This window comes from Pseudoalteromonas sp. T1lg23B, assembly GCF_002964665.1.
Lineage (GTDB): Bacteria > Pseudomonadota > Gammaproteobacteria > Enterobacterales > Alteromonadaceae > Pseudoalteromonas.
The window spans coordinates 25,180-45,484 of the sequence record NZ_PQBZ01000037.1 but is presented as its reverse complement, the minus strand read 5'-3'; the positions used below and the strand labels follow the sequence as shown (position 1 = coordinate 45,484).

Sequence of the window (20,305 nt, the reverse complement as noted above, 5' to 3'; positions counted from 1 at the left end):
TTTGTAAACATTAAAAGTCGTCGGTTCACTTTTCATAAGTCACAGCTCCCACAATCACTTCTTTGTAAACATTAAAAGTCGTCGGTTCACACCTTGTAAGTTAAAACTCAAAGTTCTCAAAAATATCGCTATGTTGGACGCGAAGTTGCTGATCCACTGTTGTTAATATGACGATTATTGCAGGAATAAAAGGTGGGAGTGAAGCAAAGCGCTGTCGCGCTTCGCTTGTATTGGTTAGAAGTTGGCCGCGTATTCCTCGGCTTGTTTCCAAACTCGAAGTGTATTGCCTGATAAGATTTTCTTGATATCTACTTCACTGTAGCCTCTATCTAGTAAGCCTTGAATGAGATTAGGGTAGCTTGAGACATCTTTTAATCCCACAGGAAGAGAATCGCCTACACCATCGTAGTCAGATCCAATACCGACATGATCGATACCAATGAGCTTAACCACGTGATCGATATGATCAAGGACTTGCTCAAGGGTTGCAAATGGGAATGGATTGTCTTTGATAAAATCATCCCGTTGCGCAGCGTTATCACGCTTCTTATACCAGTTTTGAGCGCTTGAAGTTACAAAGCTTGAGCCAAAGTTTATCTGGATCACCCCGCCATTTTTTTTCAGTGCTTTGAGCATGTCATCATCCATATTACGCTCAAAGCCTGGTGTGTATTTTCTCAGTGATGAGTGAGACGCGATCACTGGGACTTTTGACAATTCCATGACTTGGTAGAACGCAGCGTCAGAAATATGTGATACATCGACTAACATACCAATTTTGTTCATCTCGACAACCAGTTCTTTGCCAAATGGACTTAATCCCTTCCACTTACGGCGAACATCATAAGATGAGTCTGAAATATGATTGCTTTGTGAGTGCGCCAAAGTGATGTAACGCACACCTCTATCGAAGAAATGTTTGAGATTTTTGAGACTTCCTTCAATGGGAGAGCCATTTTCCATCCCCATCGCAATAGACATCTTCCCTTGTTTAAAATGGGTAAAAATATCTTTACTAGAATAAGCAATCGCGAATTTATCTGGTGCTCTGAATGCCAGAGCCTCCATCCCATCGATCTGCTGATTAGCCAGTTGGTAGCTCTTACCTTGGCCTTCAAACTCAAGGTTAGCAGGGATGTAAATAGACATAAAAGGTGCGTTCAAGCCGCCTTTAACGGCCCTTGGATAATCGAAGTCACCACCTTCGGTAGCCTTACTCACATCATCCCACTTGTCTTCTAGTCGATAAGGTACATCAATGTGGGTATCAATCAGGATGCTTTTTTGCGCTATCCTATGTGCGCGTTCTGATGCTTGATAATCTTGCGCTTGTGCGGTCAAAACCGACAAAGCAAGGGCGCAAAGAGTAAAACGTAATGTCATGAGCCTGCCTTAAGTTATTCTGGATTTATTCAGACTATAACTGAAAAAGCCATCAGGCTAAATGCTCTGCGACCAGTTACTGATAGTCTGAGTAATCCTCGTCTTGCATAGCCTGAAATTGGGCCTTCGAAACAATGTTGACTGACTCATGTAACTGCGAATAGACAATCAAGGCTTCGCCAGACTTCAACTGTGCTCTGACGTGCTCTACTTTGGCTTCGGTCGAAAACTCTTGCTCGCCATAGTCGGTGCCTTCACGTAACACGTAGTGTTCAATGAGGTTATCCAGTGTGGTTGCGTCAAGTTGCTGGTAAGGAACTATCATAGACTGCCCTTTGCTTGTAATGAGTTGAAGTAGTGAGGTACGGCTTTTTCAAGCCAAAACTCAGGTTTGAACGGATTGTTTCCACAGATAAAACCAACATGACCACCGGTATCTGAAACGGCTAAGGTGACACTGTCGCTTACTTGCTCGGGTTTTGGCACCGCCTGAGCTGATAGCATTGGATCATCTTGTGCATGGATCAGCAAGGTTGGCGTGACAATATGCTTTAAGTAGCGCTGTGCACTGGCTTGTCTGTAATAGTCTTCCGCGCCATCAAAGCCATGTAGCGGAGCGGTGATTAAATCATCAAATTGCCAAAGGTCATTGATTGCATGCAACTGCTGCTCATCGACCGTGAGCACATCACAAATGGTGTCTAATTTACGTGAGAAAGAGCGCTTCATTCTATCGAGTAGGTATTTTTGGTAGAGCCCATAACAGCTTTTTCTGATCACCTGACATGAGGATGACAGATGGTGAGGGGCGGAAATAACCGCGGCACCTTGTAAACCACTGTGCTGCTGTTGTTCTCCTAAATACTTAGCGAGTACATTGCCACCTAGTGAAAAACCAACGGCATATAAAGGTCTGTCGACAAAGCGCTGTTTTAAGGTGTGGATAAGAAATCCAAGATCTGATGTTTCACCACTGTGATAGGCTCTTGGTAACTTATTGGCAGCGCGTGAACAATTACGAAAGTGCATTAATACAGCATCAAAGCCTTTGTGTGTTAAAGCTTTGAGCATTCCTTTGGCGTAAAAGCTGTTAATGTTACCCTCTAGGCCATGTAAGATAATGGCTAGCGGCGCATTTGGACGTCTCTCTTTTGCCCAAGCTAATTCTAAAAAGTCCCCATCAGGCGTGGTTAGCTCTTCAAACTGTACGGGTACTTTTTGCAGCGGTCGAAAAAAGCGTGGCAAAATTGTTTGTACGTGTCGATTGCGCATCCACCATGCGCTGTTGAATGAGTAGTCCATAAAGCGTCTTACAATCTAAGGGGGATGAAGTTTAACAAACCTCTGCTCAGGATAACAGGTACATTCGTTTAGCAAATAGCGTAACCGAGTTGTTTGACGATAGTCCAAGTTTCTAAGTGACTAGCATCTATTCATAAATAAAAAGCACCCGACTAACAAGGTTAGTAAGGTGCTTTGTGCGTCGTGCTTAATTTGTTTACTACTGGGGGGAACCAGTTGTGCCATGAGTATTTACTCATAGCCCAATAAAACGTTTTTATTAATGAGGTACTTCCGACTCTTGTACTTTTTTAACAAAGTAATAAACGTAGAAGATACACAGCCCAATCACTGTTCCTAAGATCCCAAAAGAGAGAAATAGTACAGGGTCACTGAAAAAATCTCTGAAGAATACGTTCATGGCTGCGGCCTCCTAACTTGTCGATGTAGTAATCTTAGCCCCGCTTAGAGGCGGTTGATATGATCGAGATCAAGTTTCTAAGCGCGCTCCCTTGATGGTGAATCAGACCTTGATCGAGATCATTATTTGTCGACAGTTAAGCTCTGTTGAAGCAGAACCACATCTTGCTCACTCAAGTAAAGTGACAGGTTGTAGCTTGGACAGAGGGGTTTTAGGGTAAGCTGCTGGGTGTGCGTGAGTAGCTCGGCTTGCTGTAAGCGCTCTAGCTGTAGTTCACTTCTTAATAGCTGTTCGCGCAGCTGAAGATAGTGGGGGTGTTTTAGATAATGAAGTTTGAGTTGAGACCTTACCGCCCTGTGCGGAGCGAGTAATTGAGCGTCTAGCTGCTGAGATAGCTGAGCCAAGCGCATCACATCTGCCTTGCTGATTTGTAGCTGTAACTTTTCTAGATACAGCAGTAGCAGACATAGATTGATATTTTTTTGTCGGTCATTTTGCAGCATCAGCAAGGTGCTTTGCGCATTACCCTGCTGATAGAGCTGGCATGAAAAGTCCCAAAAGGCCTGTTCACTTAACGCGTTCATAGGCCTAGGCTTTGTTCAAACGAAGCTTGTTTTTCTTCGAGTTCTTCTAGCGCCAACAGCAACGACTCTTCGACTTCGTTGAGTAGTGGAGTGACTTTTGCCTGCTGTGCAAGTAGTTCTGTAAGTTGGGCTTTATTCTCTTCTTGATATAGGTCGTTGTTTGCCAGTTGCAGCTCGATTGTTGATAGCTGCTCTGAATACTTATCCAGCGACTTCTCAAGTTTCTCAATATCTTTTTTGAGTGGTTGCACAGATTTACGAAACTCGGCTTCAAGGCGTTTTTGTTCCTTACGATTGCTACTTGAGTGTGCTTTGTTTTCTATTTCAGGCTTTTTACTTGCCTCTTTGTTGGCGTTTAATAGCCATTGATAGTACGCATCAAGGTCATAGCCAAATTGGGTAACTTCGCCATTGTCTACCAAATAGTATTCATCAGCGGTATTTTTCAGCATGTGACGGTCGTGCGAGACGGTGACCATGGCCCCCTCAAAGCCTTGTAGGGCCATCACTAAAGCATGGCGCATTTCTAGATCTAAATGGTTGGTCGGTTCATCAAGTAGCAATAAGTTAGGTTTTTGATAGACCAGCATGGCAAGTACTAGTCGTGCTTTTTCGCCGCCCGAAAAAGGCGCTACAGGTTCAAGGGCACGATCCCCATTAAAAGCAAACCCACCTAAGAAGTCACGTAGAGACTGTTCACTCGCCTTTGGGTCTAAACGCTGAATATGGGTGACTGCGCTGGCATTAAGATCTAAAGATTCTAATTGGTGCTGAGCAAAGTAACCAATTTTTAAGCCCTGATGCGTAAAGACTTCACCCGCTTGTGGACTGAGCTCTCCCGCCAGTAACTTAATCAAGGTTGATTTACCTGCACCGTTACGACCCAACAAAGCAATTCGGCTGCCTGGTACTAAATTCAATTTGATTTTGTGAAGTACTGTTACATCACCGTAGCCCGCTTGCGCGCCATCCAAAGTCATCAGTGGGTTAGGTAAGCTTGTTGGCTCAGCAAATTCAAAATCAAATGGTGAATCAGCATGCGCAGGGGCTAGTTTTTCCATGCGCTCGAGCGCTTTTACGCGACTTTGTGCTTGCTTCGCTTTGCTGGCTTTAGCCTTAAAGCGAGTGATGAACTTTTCTAAGTGTGCAATTTGTTCTTGTTGCTTTTCAAATAGAGCCTGATGCTGTGCCATTCGTTCCGCTTTTTGGCGTTCAAACTGCGAATAGTGGCCTTTATAGACATTGATTTTTTGTTGGTCTATGTGCCAGATTTGATCCACTACCGCATCCAAAAACTCCCGGTCGTGAGAGATAAGCACCAAGGTGCCGGTATAGGCACGTAAAAAACGTTCTAACCAGTACACAGCGTCCAAATCTAAGTGGTTGGTTGGCTCATCGAGTAACAGCAGATCAGCATCACGGATCAGCGCTTGAGCCAAATTCAAACGCATTCGCCAGCCACCAGAAAAGGCGCTGACGGCATGGCTAATTTGTTCATTACTAAAACCCAAACCATGCAACAACTCGCCAGCTTTAGCTTCAATGCTATAACCTTTCATGAGTTCTAGTTGTTGGTGAACTTGTGCTTGTTTTACGCCATCTTGTGCTTGCTCGGCTTGTTGTAGTGCCACTCTACATTGGTAATATTCAGGGTGACCTTGTAGAACGTAATCCAAAGCGCTGATATCGAGGGCTGGTGTTTCTTGTTTTACTGACGCTATCGACCAATCTTTTGGTATGAGAAGCTCGCCAGCATCAAGTGTTAACTCGCCTTTTAATAGTGCAAACAATGAGGACTTGCCGCAGCCATTGGCTCCGACTAAACCCACTTTATGCTCAGGAAATAAGGTCGCACTGGCATTTTTTAATAGGCTTTTGGTGCCGCGCAATAATTCAATTTCAGACAGCTGGATCATAATGCTTTGTTGTTAAACCCGAATGGGCGTCATCATAACATGAAGGTTGGTGTATAAGTCAGCACTGTTGTGCTAATTGGGTTGTTCTATGCTTACAATCGTATCTATGGGTGTCGCTTTAGGTTAAAATGAGCACAATTTGATATTGGCTTAACATGTGTAGTAGGGGCTAAAGTCGTGAGACAGAAAAAACGTTTTATTGCTGGGGCATCGTGTCCTGAGTGTAAAGAGCTGGACGTCATGATGCTTTTTAAAGAGCACGATGTAGAAAAGGTCGAGTGTGTTAAGTGTGGTTATGTGATGACACAACCAAAAGAAGCCGTTCAAGCATCCACTCGTCAATTTGAGCAAGTGATAGGTGTGTTTAAGCCAGAGTAACTCTGGCTTAACGTTAATAATGTGGTGGTGGAGGCTCCTGATGTTGTGGCATAAGGCCTTCTTCTCGACTTTCTTTGATCTTCTCACCCAGTAACTCTATTTGACGCTGCATCTTTGCAAGTCTTTGTTGATGCGCCTTGAGTTCATCATTGAGGGTTTCAATGGTATCGTCTTGAAAGGCCACCTTGGCTTCAAGCTCCATAACGCGATTTTCTAACTCTGTCATCGGGACTCCACTTGATTAAAACGCTCTAATAAGCCGCTTGAGCTTTCCGTTATTAGGGCCGTGTCTTGCTCGACAAATGTGACATCGAACACAACTGCTGATTTTGGGCGGCTGCCTTCACGTGGCTGCACTTTCCATAACCCGAGCTTTTCACCATCCTTCACTCGCCATAGAGTTAGTTCTCTGTTTGGCGCGCCCGTAGCAAGCAAAGTGCCGGCTTGATTAAACCGTACAGCGCTAAATATTTTCTGCCGCGCAATATACTGTAATTGTGACACAAGATCACCCGATGTCAGTTGCCAAATACTGGCTTTTTTAAGGCTGTCGGCGGTAAAAGCGTATTGACCCGATGCATCAAGCGCAACTTTAGTCACGCGGCTTGGATGATTAAAACGGTGGATCACTTGCCCTGTTCTGGTATCCCAAAAGTATGCGCTGTAATCATTTGCACCTGTGAGTGCAAAGTACCCGTTGGGTGATAAAGCGATAGAATTAATTTTTTCTTGGTGACCAAGGAACTCTATGCGTCTTCCACTTTCTAAGTCCAGATGCACGACAACATTGTCACTGCGTCCGTAAAGCACATAGCGACCTTGGTTGCTAATGGCAATGTCTCTGATGGTCCCCGTTTGGATTTGGTAAAAACCAAGGTTTTTACCCGTAGTGATACTCCAAACCGCAAAAGTTTCGTTTTCTGCGGTAACTGCCACGCTGTTATCGTATGCAATTGCCAGAGAATGAACTAAATTGCCATCGGGTTTAGATTGTTGCCACTGATATTTTAAGCCATGGACTTGATTGTCCCAAAGACTGACACCATGTTCTACGGATGACACTAAACTGTAACGACCATCATGTGAAATGGCAGCAGCAAATGCGCCTCGCGCAGCATGCTCAACGGTAAAATCGGCTTTTTTATCGGCTGGAGTACAACTGATCAGCAGTATACAGACAAAAAACAGCCATAAACGATAGAGTTTGAGCATAAAATGGGTATTTCCCCCTTAACGCTGTAAATTTCACTGGTTAGACTATAAAAATCGACATAGTTTATTGATAGTATCAGTTTGATAGTAGCGTATCGTTGCAGCAAAGTCGCTACAAGTCACAGAAAACGTTAAATATCTGCCAAAGTGCTATACAATTTGGCATATTTAGTGATGAATGATAATGTGGCTACACAGCTTTAACCATTAATATAATATTAACAGACGGTCGACAGACCTGTCGGAGAGAGAGAATGAAACAGACGATTAAACTGTCTTTGGTGGCAGCATCAGTGTTAGCACTGGCTGCATGTAACCAAAAAGCAGAAGAAAAACCAGCAGAACTAAAACTAGAAACAGAAGCACAGCAACAAGCCTATGGTATTGGTGCTTCAGTAGGTAATTTCTTACAAAAAGATTTAGAAGACAAAAGCAGCTTTGGCATTGAACTTGACCAAGCGCTATTAATGCGTGGTTTTGAAGATGCGTTAGCGGGTAAGGCACAGCTTGATGAAGCGAAAATCCGCGAAGTGTTAACTGCGTTAGACACATCAGTACGTGAAAAACAGGCTGAAAAAGTAAAACTAGAAGCTGAACAGAACAAAGCTGAAGGTGAGAAATACTTAGCTGAAAACGCAAAGAAAGAAGGTGTTGTAGTCACTGAGTCAGGTCTTCAGTATGAAGTACTTGCTGAAGGTGAAGGTAAAAAGCCAGTTGATACTGACCACGTTAAAGTACACTACAAAGGTACGTTACTAGATGGCACTGAGTTTGATAGCTCTTATGCGCGTAATCAACCTGCAAGCTTTGGCTTACGCCAAGTGATCAAAGGCTGGACTGAAGGTTTACAGCTAATGCCAGTAGGTTCAAAATTCAAGTTCACTATTCCACCTGAACTTGGCTATGGTGAGCGTAACTTGGGTAAAATCCCTGCTAACTCAACATTGATTTTCGAAGTTGAGCTACTTGAGATCCAAGAAGAAGAGAAAAAAGCTGAAGCTGAATAATCGACTACAGTTTATGACTATTAAAAAGGGCCAATAGGCCCTTTTTAATATGCTGAATATGTCCGCGGCATATCAGTACTTAATCAGTGTGATTTGCATATAAGTTATCGATTAACTCGTCTCCCAATTCAAAACGTGATTCTAAGACTTCACCTAAATGTGACAGGTCACGATCAAAATCTCTTAACACCTTCTCTTGTGAATTCTCAGCGTATTTATCGTTGAAATCTAATGCGACATCTGTGGTATCAGCAATACGTGGATACAATGCTTGGGCAAGTTTAGCGCTATCTGGACCCTTTTCTTCACAAGCTTCTACTAGGTTGTCGTAGATTTCAAAATGTCCAGCCGACAGGTAATCCATGAGTATCTGACAAAATGACTGTATTTGCAGTTGATCAGGTAATGCGTGATCTTTTTTGTCATAAGGAGAGAACCCCGCAATTTTACAGTATTGCAGTAATAATTCTTGTCGCTCTGCTAACCATGCATCAATAACACTATGGCTGCCTCCCCACTTTTCTTGGGCTTGTTCTAACCTCGAAAGCATAGTGATCTCCTATTGCGGATTGTTTTACTCTATAAAAAGGAAATCTGTTGCAAAGGTCAACCTATTTTTATTTTTATTGCATAAAAACAAGGTAGGTTATTGATTTATATGGTGTTCCTATTTTGAGGTTACACAAAAGAAAAAACCACCTAGAAGGTGGTTTGAATGCAGTTTAGCTAGTTGATAACTATTATTGTTATTATTATAAAGGTGTTTTGTTGTTATTTTTGTAACGCGGCATTTTTATAACAAGTTTTTACCTCGCTTGTAAATACCTTCGCACCATGTATTTTGTCTAATTTCAGTACAAATTTGCTAACAGTTTGAGTTGTGGGCAGTTTAATCTAGATCATAGTTACGCGATTTTGCGCTTTCGTTTAGATAGAGTGAGCGCCAAGATAGTGATACAATCTGCGCAATTTTTAAAGCATTGGAATCGAGATACGCTATGAGCGAATTGAAAAACGATCGTTATTTACGTGCGTTGATGAAACAACCGGTTGATGTCACGCCTGTCTGGATGATGCGTCAAGCTGGGCGTTACTTACCTGAATATCGTGCAACCCGTGCGCAAGCTGGCGATTTTATGAGTTTATGCAAAAATGCAGAACTTGCTTGTGAGGTAACTTTGCAACCATTGCGTCGTTATCCGCTAGATGCGGCAATCCTGTTCAGTGATATTTTAACCATTCCAGATGCAATGGGGTTAGGCCTGTACTTCGAGACTGGTGAAGGTCCTAAGTTCGAGCGTCCGATCAGCTCATTACAAGATGTAAAAAATATTCCAAACATCGATCCTACTGATGAACTGGGATATGTAATGAATGCGGTCAGTACCATCCGTCGTGAATTAAAAGGTGAAGTACCGCTGATTGGTTTCTCAGGTTCACCTTGGACATTGGCAACTTACATGGTTGAAGGTGGTAGCAGTAAAACATTCGGCAAAATTAAGAAAATGGCGTTTGCCGAGCCGCAAACATTACATTTATTACTTGATAAGCTTGCAGACTCTGTGATTGATTACTTGAATGCGCAAGTTAAAGCAGGCGCGCAATCATTGATGGTATTTGATTCATGGGGCGGGGTACTTAGCCCTCGTGATTATAAAGAGTTTTCTTTGCAATACATGCATAAAATCGTGGATGGTTTAATTCGTGAACATGATGGTCGCAAGGTACCGGTAACACTATTTACCAAAAATGGTGGCCAGTGGATTGAGGCGATTGCGGCGACGGGCTGTGATGCGATTGGTCTGGACTGGACGATTGATATTGCTGATGCAAAACGTCGTGTTGGTGACAAAGTGGCGCTGCAGGGCAATATGGACCCTGCGATGCTACATGGTACACCTGAGCGTATTCGCGAAGAAGTGCAATCAATCCTTGCAGGCTTTGGTGAAGGCTCTGGTCATGTGTTTAACCTTGGCCACGGCATTACACCTGATGTTGATCCAGAAAATGCGGGTGTATTTATTAACGCTGTGCATGAGTTCAGCGCCAAATACCATAAGTAATTTGCCAAGTTAAAAAGACAAAAAACCCAGACATAGTCTGGGTTTTTATTTCCTGTAAAGCGGCACAAATATTATTTGTTAAATGCGCGCTTCATAAAGTTAGGGGTTGCTAATGCGCCCTTGTGAATACCCGTGTTGTAATACTCAGTATCAAACTGTGCATTGTCAGCATCTTGCTCTCTAAAGCCATTGAACGACTCACCTTTACGTGCCATGGTTGCTGACCACAAGCCACTTGGATAGATAGGCTGAGGGAAAGGTAGCGTTTGTAAATCAACAAAGCCAACCTCAAGCATGGCTTCACGCATTTCCAGAAGAAGTGACATGTGAGTAAGTGGTGACTCACTTTGCTGAACCATGATGCCACCAGGGCGCAGTGCCTCTAAGCAGCTTTTGTAGAAGGCATGATTGAACAGTCCTTCACCAGGACCAACAGGGTCGGTCCCATCAACAATAACAACATCAATAGATTCAGCGGCGGCTTCACGCATATATTTGATGCCATCATCAAACATCACGGTTGCACGTGGGTCATTGTTTGATTCACACAACTCTGGAAAATATTTCAACGACATTTGCGTCACGACTTCGTCGATATCAATCTGAGTTACGCTTTCAACGCCTGGATGTTTTAATACTTCACGCAAGGTGCCGCAGTCACCACCACCAATGATCACCACATTTTTTGGTGCAGGGTGAGAAAAAAGTGCCGGGTGGCTCATCATCTCGTGATAGAAAAAGTTTTCTCTGGTGCTGACCATAGTGCAACCATCGATGATCATGAGGTTACCAAAGTTGGTTGTTTCATACATCTCAACATTCTGGAAAGGTGATTGGATCTCATCCAGCTTTTTGTTGATGCGTAGTGAAAAGGCGCTTCCATCTCGGTCGCTGACCTCTGTAAACCAACGGTTTGCTTCTAAATTCGACATATCTATTTTCACACTTACTATAAATTGTTGGCAATTTTGCCAGTGCTTTGAGTTTTGCTCAATTTATTTTAGCGCATTTAGGGAAATTATGACGGCCTGTTTTGTAGATAAATTGACTAATTCAATGAAAAAAAAGTGTTTTACAATAATAAAAGGTTTGACGATTATTGCCTCGGGTTATGGCACACAAGCCTTAGAATCGTGAGCCTGTTATCTGCTGATTCATATTGAGTGCTCGGTGACTTTTAGCTAACGGCATCAAATCTTCAACAGTAAGGCCTAAATCGGTCACTAGCTTGGCCTAAAAATGTCATCGCCATATGGTTCTTAGCGTATTAAACTACACGTTTTAACAATGAATAAACGAGTAAGCCATGACTTGGGGTTTAGACACAGCACGTGCTTTATACAATGTCGCTCACTGGAGCGAAGGGTATTTTGATATTAATAAAAAAGGTGAGCTAGTCGCTTATCCTGACGGCGATCACAACAAAACCCCAATTTCACTGAATCAGTTGACTGAAGATTTTAAAGCACAAGGCTTAACTTTACCGGTTTTGGTACGTTTTACCGATATCTTAAAACATCGTGTCGATACCATGACAGATGCATTCGCATTGGCTTGCCAGCAACGAGACTATCAAGGTCAATATAATTGTGTTTACCCTATTAAGGTAAATCAGCAGCGTTCGGTGGTGACAAAGTTGCTGGCACATCCAAGTGGTCAAGTGGGCTTGGAAGCCGGTTCTAAACCAGAACTGATGGCAATCTTAGGGGTTGCAACGCAACCCATTACAATCGTTTGTAATGGATATAAAGACAGCGAATTTTTAAGACTCGCCTGTATTGGTCAAGCAATGGGCCACAAAGTGAATATCGTGGTTGAGAAATTGTCTGAGCTGACGACCTTAATCAAAGAAATTGACGACTTAAATATTGAGCCTGCCATCGGTATTCGGATTCGCTTGAATTCGGTGGGTAAAGGCAAGTGGCAAAACACAGGTGGGGAAAAAGGTAAGTTTGGTCTGACAGCAGGGCAGGTTCTTGAAGCCGTTGAGATGCTAAAACAAGCTGACAAATTGCATTTGATGAATTTAGTGCATTTTCACATTGGTTCGCAAATAGCCAACATACGTGATATTCATCGTGCGTTGAAAGAGTGTGCGCGTCATTTTGCTGAGCTATCTCAATTAGGTGTACCATTAAAAACAGTGGATGTGGGTGACGGTTTAGGCGTTGATTACGAAGGTTCTGGCTCACGCAGTGCGTGTTCAATGAATTACACCGTTGCCGAGTATGCCCGTAATGTGGTCAGTGCTTTTGCTGAGGTGTGTGAGCAGCATGGCCTAGCACATCCCGCTATTATAACTGAATCGGGTCGAGCATTGACGGCACATCACGCTGTCCTAATTACTGATGTTATTGACGTTGAAAAGGCACCGAATCAACATACCCCAATTATGCCAACTCAAGATGCGCATGTAATCTTACAAGAGCTCTGGCAGGCTTATAGTCGTATCACAGCGCGCTTAGCGTTGGAAACATACCCGACGCTATGCATTTATTTAGCGAAGCACATGCCCAATATGTTCATGGCATGGTGAGCATGACTCAGTGGGCGCAAATTGAGCAGCTATATTTCACTATTTTGCACCGAGTTAGAGAGTTCCTCAATGAGAACGCTCGTGCGCACCGTGAAGTGTTGGATGACTTAAATGAAAAATTGGCGGATAAATTATTTGTGAACTTCTCATTGTTCCAATCATTGCCAGATGTATGGGGCATTCAGCAGCTGTTTCCTGTGATGCCGATAGAATCATTAGATCAACCACTGACTCAAAGAGCTATTTTGCAGGATATAACCTGTGACTCCGATGGCCAGATCCGCGATTATGTTGAAGGTTCTGGTATTGAATCAAGCTTACCGATTCCTCCGTATGTCCCAGGTGAGCAATATCATATAGCGATGTTTATGGTGGGCGCTTATCAAGAAATTTTAGGTGATCTACATAACTTGTTTGGGGATACGGATTCCGTCCACGTTGAACTGTGTGATGATGGCTATAATCTAACCAATGCCATTAAGGGTGACAGTGTTCAGGACGTATTAAAATTTGTTCATTATGATCACACTCAGTTGGCAAATAACTTTGTCACACGTGTGAGTGAAACGGTGCAGGATGAATCGTTAAGAGCACAATACTTACAAGAACTCAATGCTGGATTGGCAGGCTATACCTATTTTGAAGACTAGATAAAATATAAAGAGTTAGGTTTTTTGCTGGCTAAAAACAAGGTATCATCGTCGGCCATATTAAAGGCTGAGTTGTCTGCTTATGACTCAGCCAGTTGGCTAGGCTGTAAAGGAAGCATTGCATGTCGTTGTTACGTTGTATTCTGAGTTTGATACTGTATGCACTGAACACATTAGTATGGTTTGTTCCCATTTTTATTTTTGGGTTGATCAAACTATTACCCATTACTGTATTGCAAAAGGCGTGCAGTTGGCTGGCAAAAGAGTGTGCAAGCTTTTGGGTAGCCGGTAACAACCTCACCCAAAAGTTGTTGTCACCATACAGGTTGAATGTTGAAGGCTTAAGTGAGTTGAAACAACGAGACTGGTATCTAGTCATCGCCAATCATCAAAGTTGGGTGGATATTTTGGTGATGCAACGAGTGTTACATCGTCGGATACCTTTTTTAAACTTCTTCTTAAAAAAAGAATTGCTATATGTGCCATTTCTTGGCTTAGCTTGGTGGGCACTAGATTTTCCATTTATGACGCGTACCAGTAAAAGTCAGTTAAAAAAGAACCCCAAGCTCAAAGGTAAAGATGTGGAAACCACGCGTAAAGCGTGTGAAAAGTTTAAAGCCATGCCGGTCAGTATCGTTAACTTTGTAGAAGGTACGCGCTATACGCCCCAAAAGCATCGTCGCCAAAACAGTCCCTTTAAACATTTACTTAAGCCTAAGGCTGGCGGTATTGCATTTGTTATGCAGGCGATGGGTGAGCAGTTGAGTAAAGTGGTCAATGTGACGATTCATTACCCAGATGGCATTCCTACATTTGTTGACTTCGTCAGTGGTCGAGTCAAACAAATAGATGTACATGTGGAAGTGTTGCCAGTGAGTGAGAACTTGATTGGTGACTATAGCAATGACAACGATTTTAGAGTACGTTTTCAGGCGGAGCTGAATCAGTTGTGGAGCCAAAAGGACGAGCAGTTACAGCGGTTACGTAGCTAACAATGAAACAAAGTGAGGTTGCGCAATGCTAAGAAATGTTTTACCAAATTGGTTTTTCGGCTTATCTGCGACTTTGATACTGTTAGTAAACACGTTAGTGTGTGGCGTCGTGGTATTTGCCCTAGGTCTGGTCAAGCTAATTCTGCCAATTAGGGCCGTGTCTGAATTACTTCACCTTGCATATGGGCTTTGGTGTCAGGGCAACAAATTGGCGTTACAAGTCGGTTGTGAACAGATCAATGTGAATATACCAGCAGAGGTCAAGCAACAAGGCTGGTACCTGTTGGTGGCAAACCACATCAGTTGGCTTGACATTGTAGTGTTAAGTGCCAACCAAGCTTTACCTGCACCTAAGTTTTTCTTAAAAGACGAACTCAAGTACGTTCCTTTCATTGGAACTGGAGCGTGGGCGATGGGTATGCCGTTTATGAAACGTGCAAGTAAAGCTCAGGTCGCTAAAAATCCAAAGCTCAAGGGTCTCGATGTTGCGCGTACCAAACACAGTTGCCGTAACTTTCGTCAGCACCCAACGACGGTGATTAACTTTGCCGAAGGAACAAGATTTACCAAGATAAAACAGCACAAGCAACAAAGTACATTTAGTCATTTACTAAAACCCAAAGCTGGGGGAACGGCATTTGCGCTAGAAGTATTAGGTGAGCAACTGGATGGGTTATTGAATACCACCATCATGTATCAATCTAAAAATGAGCATATATGTCGTAGCTTTATGTTGGGGCAACTGCAAAGCGTGCATGTCGATATTGCATTGATAGATATTGCCAGTGTGCCACAAGGTTGTTACCAACAAGACAAGCAATACCGTGTCGTGTTTCAAAATTATCTCAATACCCTTTGGCAAAATAAAGATAAGCAACTTAGCCAACTCTATTTACACTATGAAAAAAAGAATGCTGTGGTTAATAAGGAAACGGCCCCTTTATGACATTGGTTCACATTACCGATTTATTTGATACTTGGTTTGTAAATATGCCGCAAGGTAGTTTATTGAGTGCGCTTACAGCTAACAGCGTTGGAGTTGTCGCCTTGCTGTTACTTTATCTGTTTACGCGCAGATTGGTGTTTCCGAGTATTCAAAAGGGGCTGACAAAAGTTTCACCTACGCGCATTGGTCACTTGGCATCAGAGCTTAATAAAGTCACAGGCAGGTTGGCGGCAATGCTGTGCTGCGTCGCGTTTTTAGCCTTTTATGATAAAGTTTTTGTGGCACCTGCTTGGCTAATGAGTATCTTATTGTCTGTTGGTCAAATCGTCCTGATCATCGTCACCGGCTTTTTATTTAGTGGTTTTGTAAATCTAGCGCATGCAATCTACAACCAGCTGAGATTCGCTAAAGATGTGCCAATACAGGGGATTGTGCAAGTTACTAAGCTGATGACATTTATTGTTAGTAGCATCCTTATTATCAGTTTGATTCTCGACAAATCTCCAACCTATATTCTCTCGGGCTTTGGTGCTATCGCTGCGGTTACGCTATTAGTCTTTAAAGATACCATTTTGGGTTTGGTTGCTAGCATTCAAATCGCTGCCAATCGCTTGGTAAAAACAGGAGATTGGATCCAAGTTGATGCATTTGGGGCGGACGGTGAAGTTATCGACCTAGGTTTGAACACGGTACGCGTTCGAAACTGGGACAACACCGTCACGACGATCCCAACTTATATGCTGATTTCAGATTCGTTTAAAAATTGGCGTGCAATGCAGGAGTCTGCTGGACGTCGCATAAAGCGAGCGGTGTTGATTGATATTCACTCTATCAAAGTGCTAGAACAGCAGGAAGTCGAAGCGTTAAAGCGCGAGTTTAACTCATTAAATGATATTGAATCATGGCCAGACAAAACGACAAATTTAGGGTTGTTCCGCCGATATGCAGAGCAATATTTGGCACAACATCCGGGTATTAATAAAGAATGTGTCATGATGGTACGGGAGCTTGCGCCCGCAAACTATGGTTTACCAATAGAGTTTTACTGCTTCAGCAGTAATAAAAAATGGGTAGCCTATGAGCATTTGCAAGCGGATCTTATCGATCACATGCTTGCGATTATGGGCGCATTCCAGTTACGCCCATATCAAAGTATTTCCGGTCAGCTGCTACAGCAGCATCCCCACAACGCAGAACAGCAGTAACATCATCCAAATAGGTGGTTTAAAATACTTAAAGAGTACAAAGCCACCAATGACTGTTAGCATGTGCGTGATTGAGTAAACAGCTGATTGCCAAATGGGGTTATAAAGCGCTGCGGCTAGCAAGCCAACTACGGCAGCGTTTAATGCACATGTCACACTGGCAAATCTGGGTAAGGAACTCAATGATTGCCAATTGTTATGGAATGCCCACATTAAGAGTAAACCGGGTAAAAATATTGCCACAGTTGCTATTACAGCAAAAAGCCAGATATGTTCGCTTGCTAGAGTGGCGCCTAAGTATGTGGCAATGCTGAACATTGGACCAGGAACCGCTTGTGCTGCGGCATAAGCAGTTAAAAAGCTGTCTTGACTTAACTCTGATACGGTATTTTGCAGTAGCGGTAGTACCACATGACCACCGCCAAATACCAAAGCCCCCGCTTGATAGAACTGTGCAAACAGCTCATTTGGCAGACCGAAGAACGTGATGAGAAAGAGTAGGCTAAAGAGACTGAGTACGGGTAGGTTGACCTTGTTATTTGCTGTGTGAACATTGTGTGTTGGAATGACAGAAAAACGATAAACACAGGCTACGCATGCTGTGACGGCTAACACGAGCAGTTGCGCTTGCAAACTGGGTAAAAGCAGTAAAACCATGGTGCTGACAAAAGCGACAAGCTTAAGAGGGATGGTCTTACAAAAACTTTTTGCCATCGACAAGACTGCATCGGCGACTATCACAACGGCAAACAGCTTGAGGCCATTGATAACACCTAAGAGCGCACTGTCTAGTTGCGAAGCGCTCATTGCTAACAACAGCATGATTAAAAAAGAGGGTAAGGTAAAACCCAAAAATGCTGCTATTCCGCCAAATATTCCAGCTCGCTCGAGACCGATTGCAAAGCCAACCTGACTTGATCCCGGACCTGGTAATATTTGCGACAAACTGATCATGGCTGCATAGCGCTCATTGGAAAGCCAACCCAAATTATCAACAAAATGCTTTTTAAAAAAGCCTAAATGGGCTGCAGGGCCGCCAAAGCTGGTACAGCCGAGTAGAAAAAATTGATAAAAAATACTCAGTGCCATGGTTTTCCTTATGGTACAGTTAACATTACATGCTGACATAATATTGTGACATTTTTATTGCGTATGGTCTCTAGCTTGGTTTTGCTAAGCACTATATGTTCTGTTTGCTATGCACATAATTAGGTCGAAGTTAGAGGTGTGATAATTTGCGACACTTGATATTGGCGTTTTATTTTCTGGTTACGTGCATGGTGTACAGCGCGAGTGCGCAACATCAGATAATCCACGTTGCAGTTGATCATGCCCCCCCTTACAGCCAAGTAGGCAGTGATGGGGATTCCTCGGGCCTGATCTTAGACATAACTCGAGCTGCTGTCGCGGATAAATATCATATCCGTCCTGTCCCTTGTCCACTATCTAGATGTTTACGTATGCTAGAGCAGGGAGATGTAGACATCATGGGAGGGCTTATTAAAACTCCGCAGCGTGAAACCAACATGGTCTTTGTTGATCCGCCCTATATGGCTTTGTCATCCTCATTTGTTTTATATGCTAAGAAAGGTAGCAACATGGTCGTTAATCGCTTCGAAGATTTATACGACAAACGTATTGCGGTGATGCGAGGTGCGGCATTTTTTGAACGCTTTGATAAAGATTCAAAACTGTCAAAAGTCGAAGTGACTTCAGAGCAAGTAGCTTTTGATTTGGTGCTTAAAGAGCGGGTAGATTTGGCCATTGCTGTTGAAGATACAGCTGAGGTTGCAATGAAAGTACTTAAACAGCCTATCTCCCAGCTTGAAAAAATGAATTATCGCTATACCAATGTGATTTACGGTTATATGGCTATCAGTAAAGATTTCGCGCAAAGCGAAGCTGCGCAACATCTACGCAATGCCATGATGGAAATGGCAAAAAATAAGCAGCTAGATAAAATCATTACCCCATACGCACTGCCTCCCATCCCAGAGCATCTGCTACAATAATGTCCCTGAGTTAATCTTACATTCACGAAGCAATCGCTAGCCTAGGCGAAAAATCACTTGGAGAAGATCATGACTTTAAGTAAACAAGGGCTCATTGTAGCCACTTTAGGCTTAGCACTGCTATCAGGTTGTGAGATGACAAATACCGGTAAAGGGGCTGCAATTGGAGCCGCCACGGGCGCTGTACTAGGTAAAGCGACTGGTAATCACAAGGATAAGCGTATTTTTATAGGTGCTGCCATTGGTGCAGTTGCTGGGGCTGCCATTGGCGATTACATGGACAAGCAAGAAGCCGCGTTTCGTAAGGAATTAGCCGGTTCTGGTGTTGAAGTGATCCGAGAGGGTGACAACATGAGGTTAGTGATGCCCAGTAACATTACCTTTGCTTCTAATCAGGCAAGTATTTCTCCAAGCTTCTACAACACCTTGGATGCCATCACTAAGGTAATGAATAAATATGAAAAAACATTCCTTAATATTGTTGGTCATACAGATAGTACAGGAACAAGCGCTCTAAACCAGAAGCTGAGTGAGCAACGAGCTAACAGTGTTAAAAACTATTTATTAGGTCAGCAGGTACTTGCTGCAAGGCTTCATACCCAAGGCATGGGTGAATCACAACCGATCGCCAGCAATGATACCGAGCAAGGGCGAGCACAAAACCGTCGAGTAGAAATTCAAATCATTCCAAATAAAGCCTAGAGCGTGCAATATGTGGCGCGGTGATAAAGTCACCGCGCTACTTAGCTAAGCGCTAAATTGCAATCAACAGCTATCAATGTAGCTAAAAGGTGTTACAGATCTCTTCTGCCTTACAAGATATTACACTGACATTTTGATAACCCAGACGGGTGAGCTGCTCCGCTGCAAATACCGCTCGACTTCCCGCTGCGCAGTGCACATAGATAGGCCGCTCGGCATCTTTTTCAATTTCTGGAAGTTTAAACTCAAGCAACCCTCTTGGAATGTTCAAAGCTCCGGCTGCAGATTTTTTATTGTGCTCTTCTGGTTCTCTTACATCAATAAGCAGCCCATTATTCTGGCTGATTTCCGCTTTTGCTTGTTGCGCATCGATACAGCGTTGTGTTGGTTTAACTATCTTTAGTAAGTCTTGTACTGGAGTCAACATAGCTTATTCCTTTACACCGAGTTTTTTAAGTAATGTGATCATAGGGCACCAATTTGAAAATGCCGATTGAATCAAGTTGGCTGCAATAAAAACACTAAACCATATCCAATTTTGGTCAACATAGTGTGTCAGCGCCAATGATAATAACAACATCATACCAGCTATTAGGCGAAGCATAGGGTTTAGTTTCATAACAGACTCTCAGGTTATATTAGAGATTACTAATATTAGACACTGCTAATGTGTTTGTCTATACTTTGCTCACTCGAAATGATTAACGGAGTAAATATGGATTTTGCAGCGATGGCAGATAATGCCCAACAGGCAGAGGCACTTTTAAAAATGATGGCTAATAAAAATCGCCTAATGATTTTATGCAGCCTTTTGGAAGATGAGTTGAGTGTCAGCGCACTCAACGAAGCGGTGCCGTTGACCCAGTCAGCCTTATCTCAGCATCTAGCCAGCCTAAGAAAGGCCAATGTGGTGGCCACTCGTCGTGAAGGCCAGACGATTTACTATCGAGTGATAGACGACAAAGTTAAAGCCATATTGTTACAGCTCTATCGACTGTTTTGCGCACCGTAGGAAAG

22 protein-coding genes and 1 pseudogene are annotated in these 20,305 nt (G+C 43.1%); 10 read left to right on the top strand and 13 right to left on the bottom strand.

The genetic code is table 11. The features are described 5' to 3' along the window. Positions 1–234 precede the first annotated feature (234 nt). The 6 genes from C2M32_RS16150 to C2M32_RS16130 all read right to left on the bottom strand — a co-directional run bounded on the left by C2M32_RS16150 (position 235) and on the right by C2M32_RS16130 (position 5,585). Entirely contained in the window at positions 235–1,383 is a 1,149-nt protein-coding gene (locus tag C2M32_RS16150; protein ID WP_105169364.1) for a dipeptidase, read from the bottom strand. Positions 1,384–1,459: 76 nt separating this feature from the next. Beyond that, positions 1,460–1,708 carry a YheU family protein gene (locus C2M32_RS16145; RefSeq protein WP_105169363.1) on the bottom strand — a complete coding sequence of 83 codons (249 nt, stop codon included), beginning with the start codon at positions 1,706–1,708 and terminating at the stop codon, positions 1,460–1,462. Continuing rightward, complete coding sequence (locus tag C2M32_RS16140) at positions 1,705–2,685, bottom strand: hydrolase (protein ID WP_105169362.1); 981 nt, start codon at positions 2,683–2,685, stop codon at positions 1,705–1,707. The genes C2M32_RS16145 and C2M32_RS16140 overlap by 4 nt, the downstream gene beginning before the upstream one ends. A 259-nt stretch (positions 2,686–2,944) precedes the next feature. Beyond that, positions 2,945–3,085, bottom strand: coding sequence for a hypothetical protein (locus C2M32_RS20670; protein WP_199886177.1), 141 nt, complete (start codon positions 3,083–3,085; stop codon positions 2,945–2,947). 122 nt (positions 3,086–3,207) lie between these two features. Further along, entirely contained in the window at positions 3,208–3,669 is a 462-nt protein-coding gene (locus tag C2M32_RS16135; RefSeq protein ID WP_105169361.1) for a TIGR02444 family protein, read from the bottom strand. Beyond that, complete coding sequence (locus C2M32_RS16130; protein ID WP_105169360.1) at positions 3,666–5,585, bottom strand: ATP-binding cassette domain-containing protein; 1,920 nt, start codon at positions 5,583–5,585, stop codon at positions 3,666–3,668. Before C2M32_RS16130 ends, C2M32_RS16135 begins: the two co-directional genes overlap by 4 nt. A gap of 177 nt (positions 5,586–5,762) precedes the next feature. On the opposite strand from C2M32_RS16130, the gene C2M32_RS16125 reads away from it, so the two are divergent. Beyond that, entirely contained in the window at positions 5,763–5,963 is a 201-nt protein-coding gene (locus tag C2M32_RS16125; protein ID WP_105169359.1) for a YheV family putative zinc ribbon protein, read from the top strand. Between the two features lie 13 nt (positions 5,964–5,976). Here C2M32_RS16125 and C2M32_RS16120 read toward each other — a convergent pair whose 3' ends face one another. Both C2M32_RS16120 and C2M32_RS16115 read right to left on the bottom strand, forming a co-directional pair. Further along, entirely contained in the window at positions 5,977–6,189 is a 213-nt protein-coding gene (locus C2M32_RS16120) for a SlyX family protein (RefSeq protein ID WP_105169358.1), read from the bottom strand. Then, the gene (locus C2M32_RS16115; protein WP_105169357.1) at positions 6,186–7,175 is read right to left on the bottom strand and encodes a WD40 repeat domain-containing protein; all 990 of its coding nucleotides are present in this window, start codon (positions 7,173–7,175) and stop codon (positions 6,186–6,188) included. The genes C2M32_RS16120 and C2M32_RS16115 overlap by 4 nt, the downstream gene beginning before the upstream one ends. 254 nt (positions 7,176–7,429) lie before the next feature. Here C2M32_RS16115 and fkpA point away from each other — a divergent pair, with 254 nt between their 5' ends. Then, a complete protein-coding gene (gene fkpA, locus C2M32_RS16110; protein ID WP_105169356.1) occupies positions 7,430–8,182 on the top strand; it encodes an FKBP-type peptidyl-prolyl cis-trans isomerase in 753 nt (250 codons plus the stop codon). Positions 8,183–8,261: 79 nt separating this feature from the next. On the opposite strand, the gene rsd is transcribed toward fkpA, so the two are convergent. Further along, on the bottom strand, positions 8,262–8,732 hold the full coding sequence (gene rsd, locus C2M32_RS16105; protein WP_105169355.1) for a sigma D regulator: 471 nt from the start codon (positions 8,730–8,732) through the stop codon (positions 8,262–8,264). A gap of 448 nt (positions 8,733–9,180) precedes the next feature. Between rsd and hemE the strand changes: the two genes are divergently transcribed. Beyond that, positions 9,181–10,245 (top strand): uroporphyrinogen decarboxylase, encoded by a 1,065-nt coding sequence (hemE, locus tag C2M32_RS16100; RefSeq protein WP_105169354.1) that lies wholly within the window; start codon positions 9,181–9,183, stop codon positions 10,243–10,245. A gap of 71 nt (positions 10,246–10,316) precedes the next feature. On the opposite strand, the gene speE is transcribed toward hemE, so the two are convergent. Next, complete coding sequence (gene speE, locus C2M32_RS16095; RefSeq protein ID WP_105169353.1) at positions 10,317–11,177, bottom strand: polyamine aminopropyltransferase; 861 nt, start codon at positions 11,175–11,177, stop codon at positions 10,317–10,319. Positions 11,178–11,551: 374 nt separating this feature from the next. On the opposite strand from speE, the pseudogene speA reads away from it, so the two are divergent. From speA to C2M32_RS16075, 4 genes and pseudogenes are all read left to right on the top strand, one after another. After that, positions 11,552–13,431, top strand: a pseudogene (gene speA / locus C2M32_RS16090) (biosynthetic arginine decarboxylase). 122 nt (positions 13,432–13,553) lie between these two features. Continuing rightward, the gene (locus tag C2M32_RS16085; RefSeq protein WP_105169352.1) at positions 13,554–14,423 is read left to right on the top strand and encodes an acyltransferase; all 870 of its coding nucleotides are present in this window, start codon (positions 13,554–13,556) and stop codon (positions 14,421–14,423) included. Between the two features lie 25 nt (positions 14,424–14,448). Continuing rightward, the gene (locus C2M32_RS16080; RefSeq protein ID WP_105169351.1) at positions 14,449–15,369 is read left to right on the top strand and encodes an acetyltransferase; all 921 of its coding nucleotides are present in this window, start codon (positions 14,449–14,451) and stop codon (positions 15,367–15,369) included. Then, complete coding sequence (locus C2M32_RS16075; RefSeq protein ID WP_105169350.1) at positions 15,366–16,574, top strand: mechanosensitive ion channel family protein; 1,209 nt, start codon at positions 15,366–15,368, stop codon at positions 16,572–16,574. The genes C2M32_RS16080 and C2M32_RS16075 overlap by 4 nt, the downstream gene beginning before the upstream one ends. Here C2M32_RS16075 and chrA read toward each other — a convergent pair. Then, the gene (chrA, locus tag C2M32_RS16070; protein WP_105169349.1) at positions 16,539–17,663 is read right to left on the bottom strand and encodes a chromate efflux transporter; all 1,125 of its coding nucleotides are present in this window, start codon (positions 17,661–17,663) and stop codon (positions 16,539–16,541) included. The two genes, C2M32_RS16075 and chrA, sit on opposite strands and share 36 nt — an antisense overlap. A gap of 188 nt (positions 17,664–17,851) precedes the next feature. Between chrA and C2M32_RS16065 the strand changes: the two genes are divergently transcribed. After that, positions 17,852–18,586: a substrate-binding periplasmic protein gene (locus tag C2M32_RS16065; protein ID WP_105169348.1), complete on the top strand. Its 735-nt coding sequence runs from the start codon at positions 17,852–17,854 to the stop codon at positions 18,584–18,586. 69 nt (positions 18,587–18,655) lie between these two features. After that, positions 18,656–19,288 (top strand): OmpA family protein, encoded by a 633-nt coding sequence (locus tag C2M32_RS16060; protein ID WP_105169347.1) that lies wholly within the window; start codon positions 18,656–18,658, stop codon positions 19,286–19,288. Between the two features lie 82 nt (positions 19,289–19,370). Here C2M32_RS16060 and C2M32_RS16055 read toward each other — a convergent pair whose 3' ends face one another. Further along, the gene (locus C2M32_RS16055) at positions 19,371–19,715 is read right to left on the bottom strand and encodes a rhodanese-like domain-containing protein (RefSeq protein ID WP_105169346.1); all 345 of its coding nucleotides are present in this window, start codon (positions 19,713–19,715) and stop codon (positions 19,371–19,373) included. Positions 19,716–19,718: 3 nt separating this feature from the next. Next, on the bottom strand, positions 19,719–19,892 hold the full coding sequence (locus tag C2M32_RS16050) for a YgaP family membrane protein (RefSeq protein WP_442792721.1): 174 nt from the start codon (positions 19,890–19,892) through the stop codon (positions 19,719–19,721). Positions 19,893–20,003: 111 nt separating this feature from the next. Between C2M32_RS16050 and C2M32_RS16045 the strand changes: the two genes are divergently transcribed. Then, positions 20,004–20,300, top strand: coding sequence for an ArsR/SmtB family transcription factor (locus C2M32_RS16045; RefSeq protein ID WP_105169344.1), 297 nt, complete (start codon positions 20,004–20,006; stop codon positions 20,298–20,300). Positions 20,301–20,305 lie beyond the last annotated feature (5 nt).

Coding starts and splice junctions, on each gene's coding strand:
- C2M32_RS16150 (WP_105169364.1), bottom strand. CDS start 1,383: ATGACATTACGTTTTACTCTTTGCGCCCTTGCTTTGTCGGTTTTGACC.
- C2M32_RS16145 (WP_105169363.1), bottom strand. CDS start 1,708: ATGATAGTTCCTTACCAGCAACTTGACGCAACCACACTGGATAACCTC.
- C2M32_RS16140 (WP_105169362.1), bottom strand. CDS start 2,685: ATGGACTACTCATTCAACAGCGCATGGTGGATGCGCAATCGACACGTA.
- C2M32_RS20670 (WP_199886177.1), bottom strand. CDS start 3,085: ATGAACGTATTCTTCAGAGATTTTTTCAGTGACCCTGTACTATTTCTC.
- C2M32_RS16135 (WP_105169361.1), bottom strand. CDS start 3,669: ATGAACGCGTTAAGTGAACAGGCCTTTTGGGACTTTTCATGCCAGCTC.
- C2M32_RS16130 (WP_105169360.1), bottom strand. CDS start 5,585: ATGATCCAGCTGTCTGAAATTGAATTATTGCGCGGCACCAAAAGCCTA.
- C2M32_RS16120 (WP_105169358.1), bottom strand. CDS start 6,189: ATGACAGAGTTAGAAAATCGCGTTATGGAGCTTGAAGCCAAGGTGGCC.
- C2M32_RS16115 (WP_105169357.1), bottom strand. CDS start 7,175: ATGCTCAAACTCTATCGTTTATGGCTGTTTTTTGTCTGTATACTGCTG.
- fkpA (WP_105169356.1), top strand. CDS start 7,430: ATGAAACAGACGATTAAACTGTCTTTGGTGGCAGCATCAGTGTTAGCA.
- rsd (WP_105169355.1), bottom strand. CDS start 8,732: ATGCTTTCGAGGTTAGAACAAGCCCAAGAAAAGTGGGGAGGCAGCCAT.
- hemE (WP_105169354.1), top strand. CDS start 9,181: ATGAGCGAATTGAAAAACGATCGTTATTTACGTGCGTTGATGAAACAA.
- speE (WP_105169353.1), bottom strand. CDS start 11,177: ATGTCGAATTTAGAAGCAAACCGTTGGTTTACAGAGGTCAGCGACCGA.
- C2M32_RS16085 (WP_105169352.1), top strand. CDS start 13,554: ATGTCGTTGTTACGTTGTATTCTGAGTTTGATACTGTATGCACTGAAC.
- C2M32_RS16080 (WP_105169351.1), top strand. CDS start 14,449: ATGCTAAGAAATGTTTTACCAAATTGGTTTTTCGGCTTATCTGCGACT.
- C2M32_RS16075 (WP_105169350.1), top strand. CDS start 15,366: ATGACATTGGTTCACATTACCGATTTATTTGATACTTGGTTTGTAAAT.
- chrA (WP_105169349.1), bottom strand. CDS start 17,663: ATGGCACTGAGTATTTTTTATCAATTTTTTCTACTCGGCTGTACCAGC.
- C2M32_RS16065 (WP_105169348.1), top strand. CDS start 17,852: ATGGTGTACAGCGCGAGTGCGCAACATCAGATAATCCACGTTGCAGTT.
- C2M32_RS16060 (WP_105169347.1), top strand. CDS start 18,656: ATGACTTTAAGTAAACAAGGGCTCATTGTAGCCACTTTAGGCTTAGCA.
- C2M32_RS16055 (WP_105169346.1), bottom strand. CDS start 19,715: ATGTTGACTCCAGTACAAGACTTACTAAAGATAGTTAAACCAACACAA.
- C2M32_RS16050 (WP_442792721.1), bottom strand. CDS start 19,892: ATGCTTCGCCTAATAGCTGGTATGATGTTGTTATTATCATTGGCGCTG.
- C2M32_RS16045 (WP_105169344.1), top strand. CDS start 20,004: ATGGATTTTGCAGCGATGGCAGATAATGCCCAACAGGCAGAGGCACTT.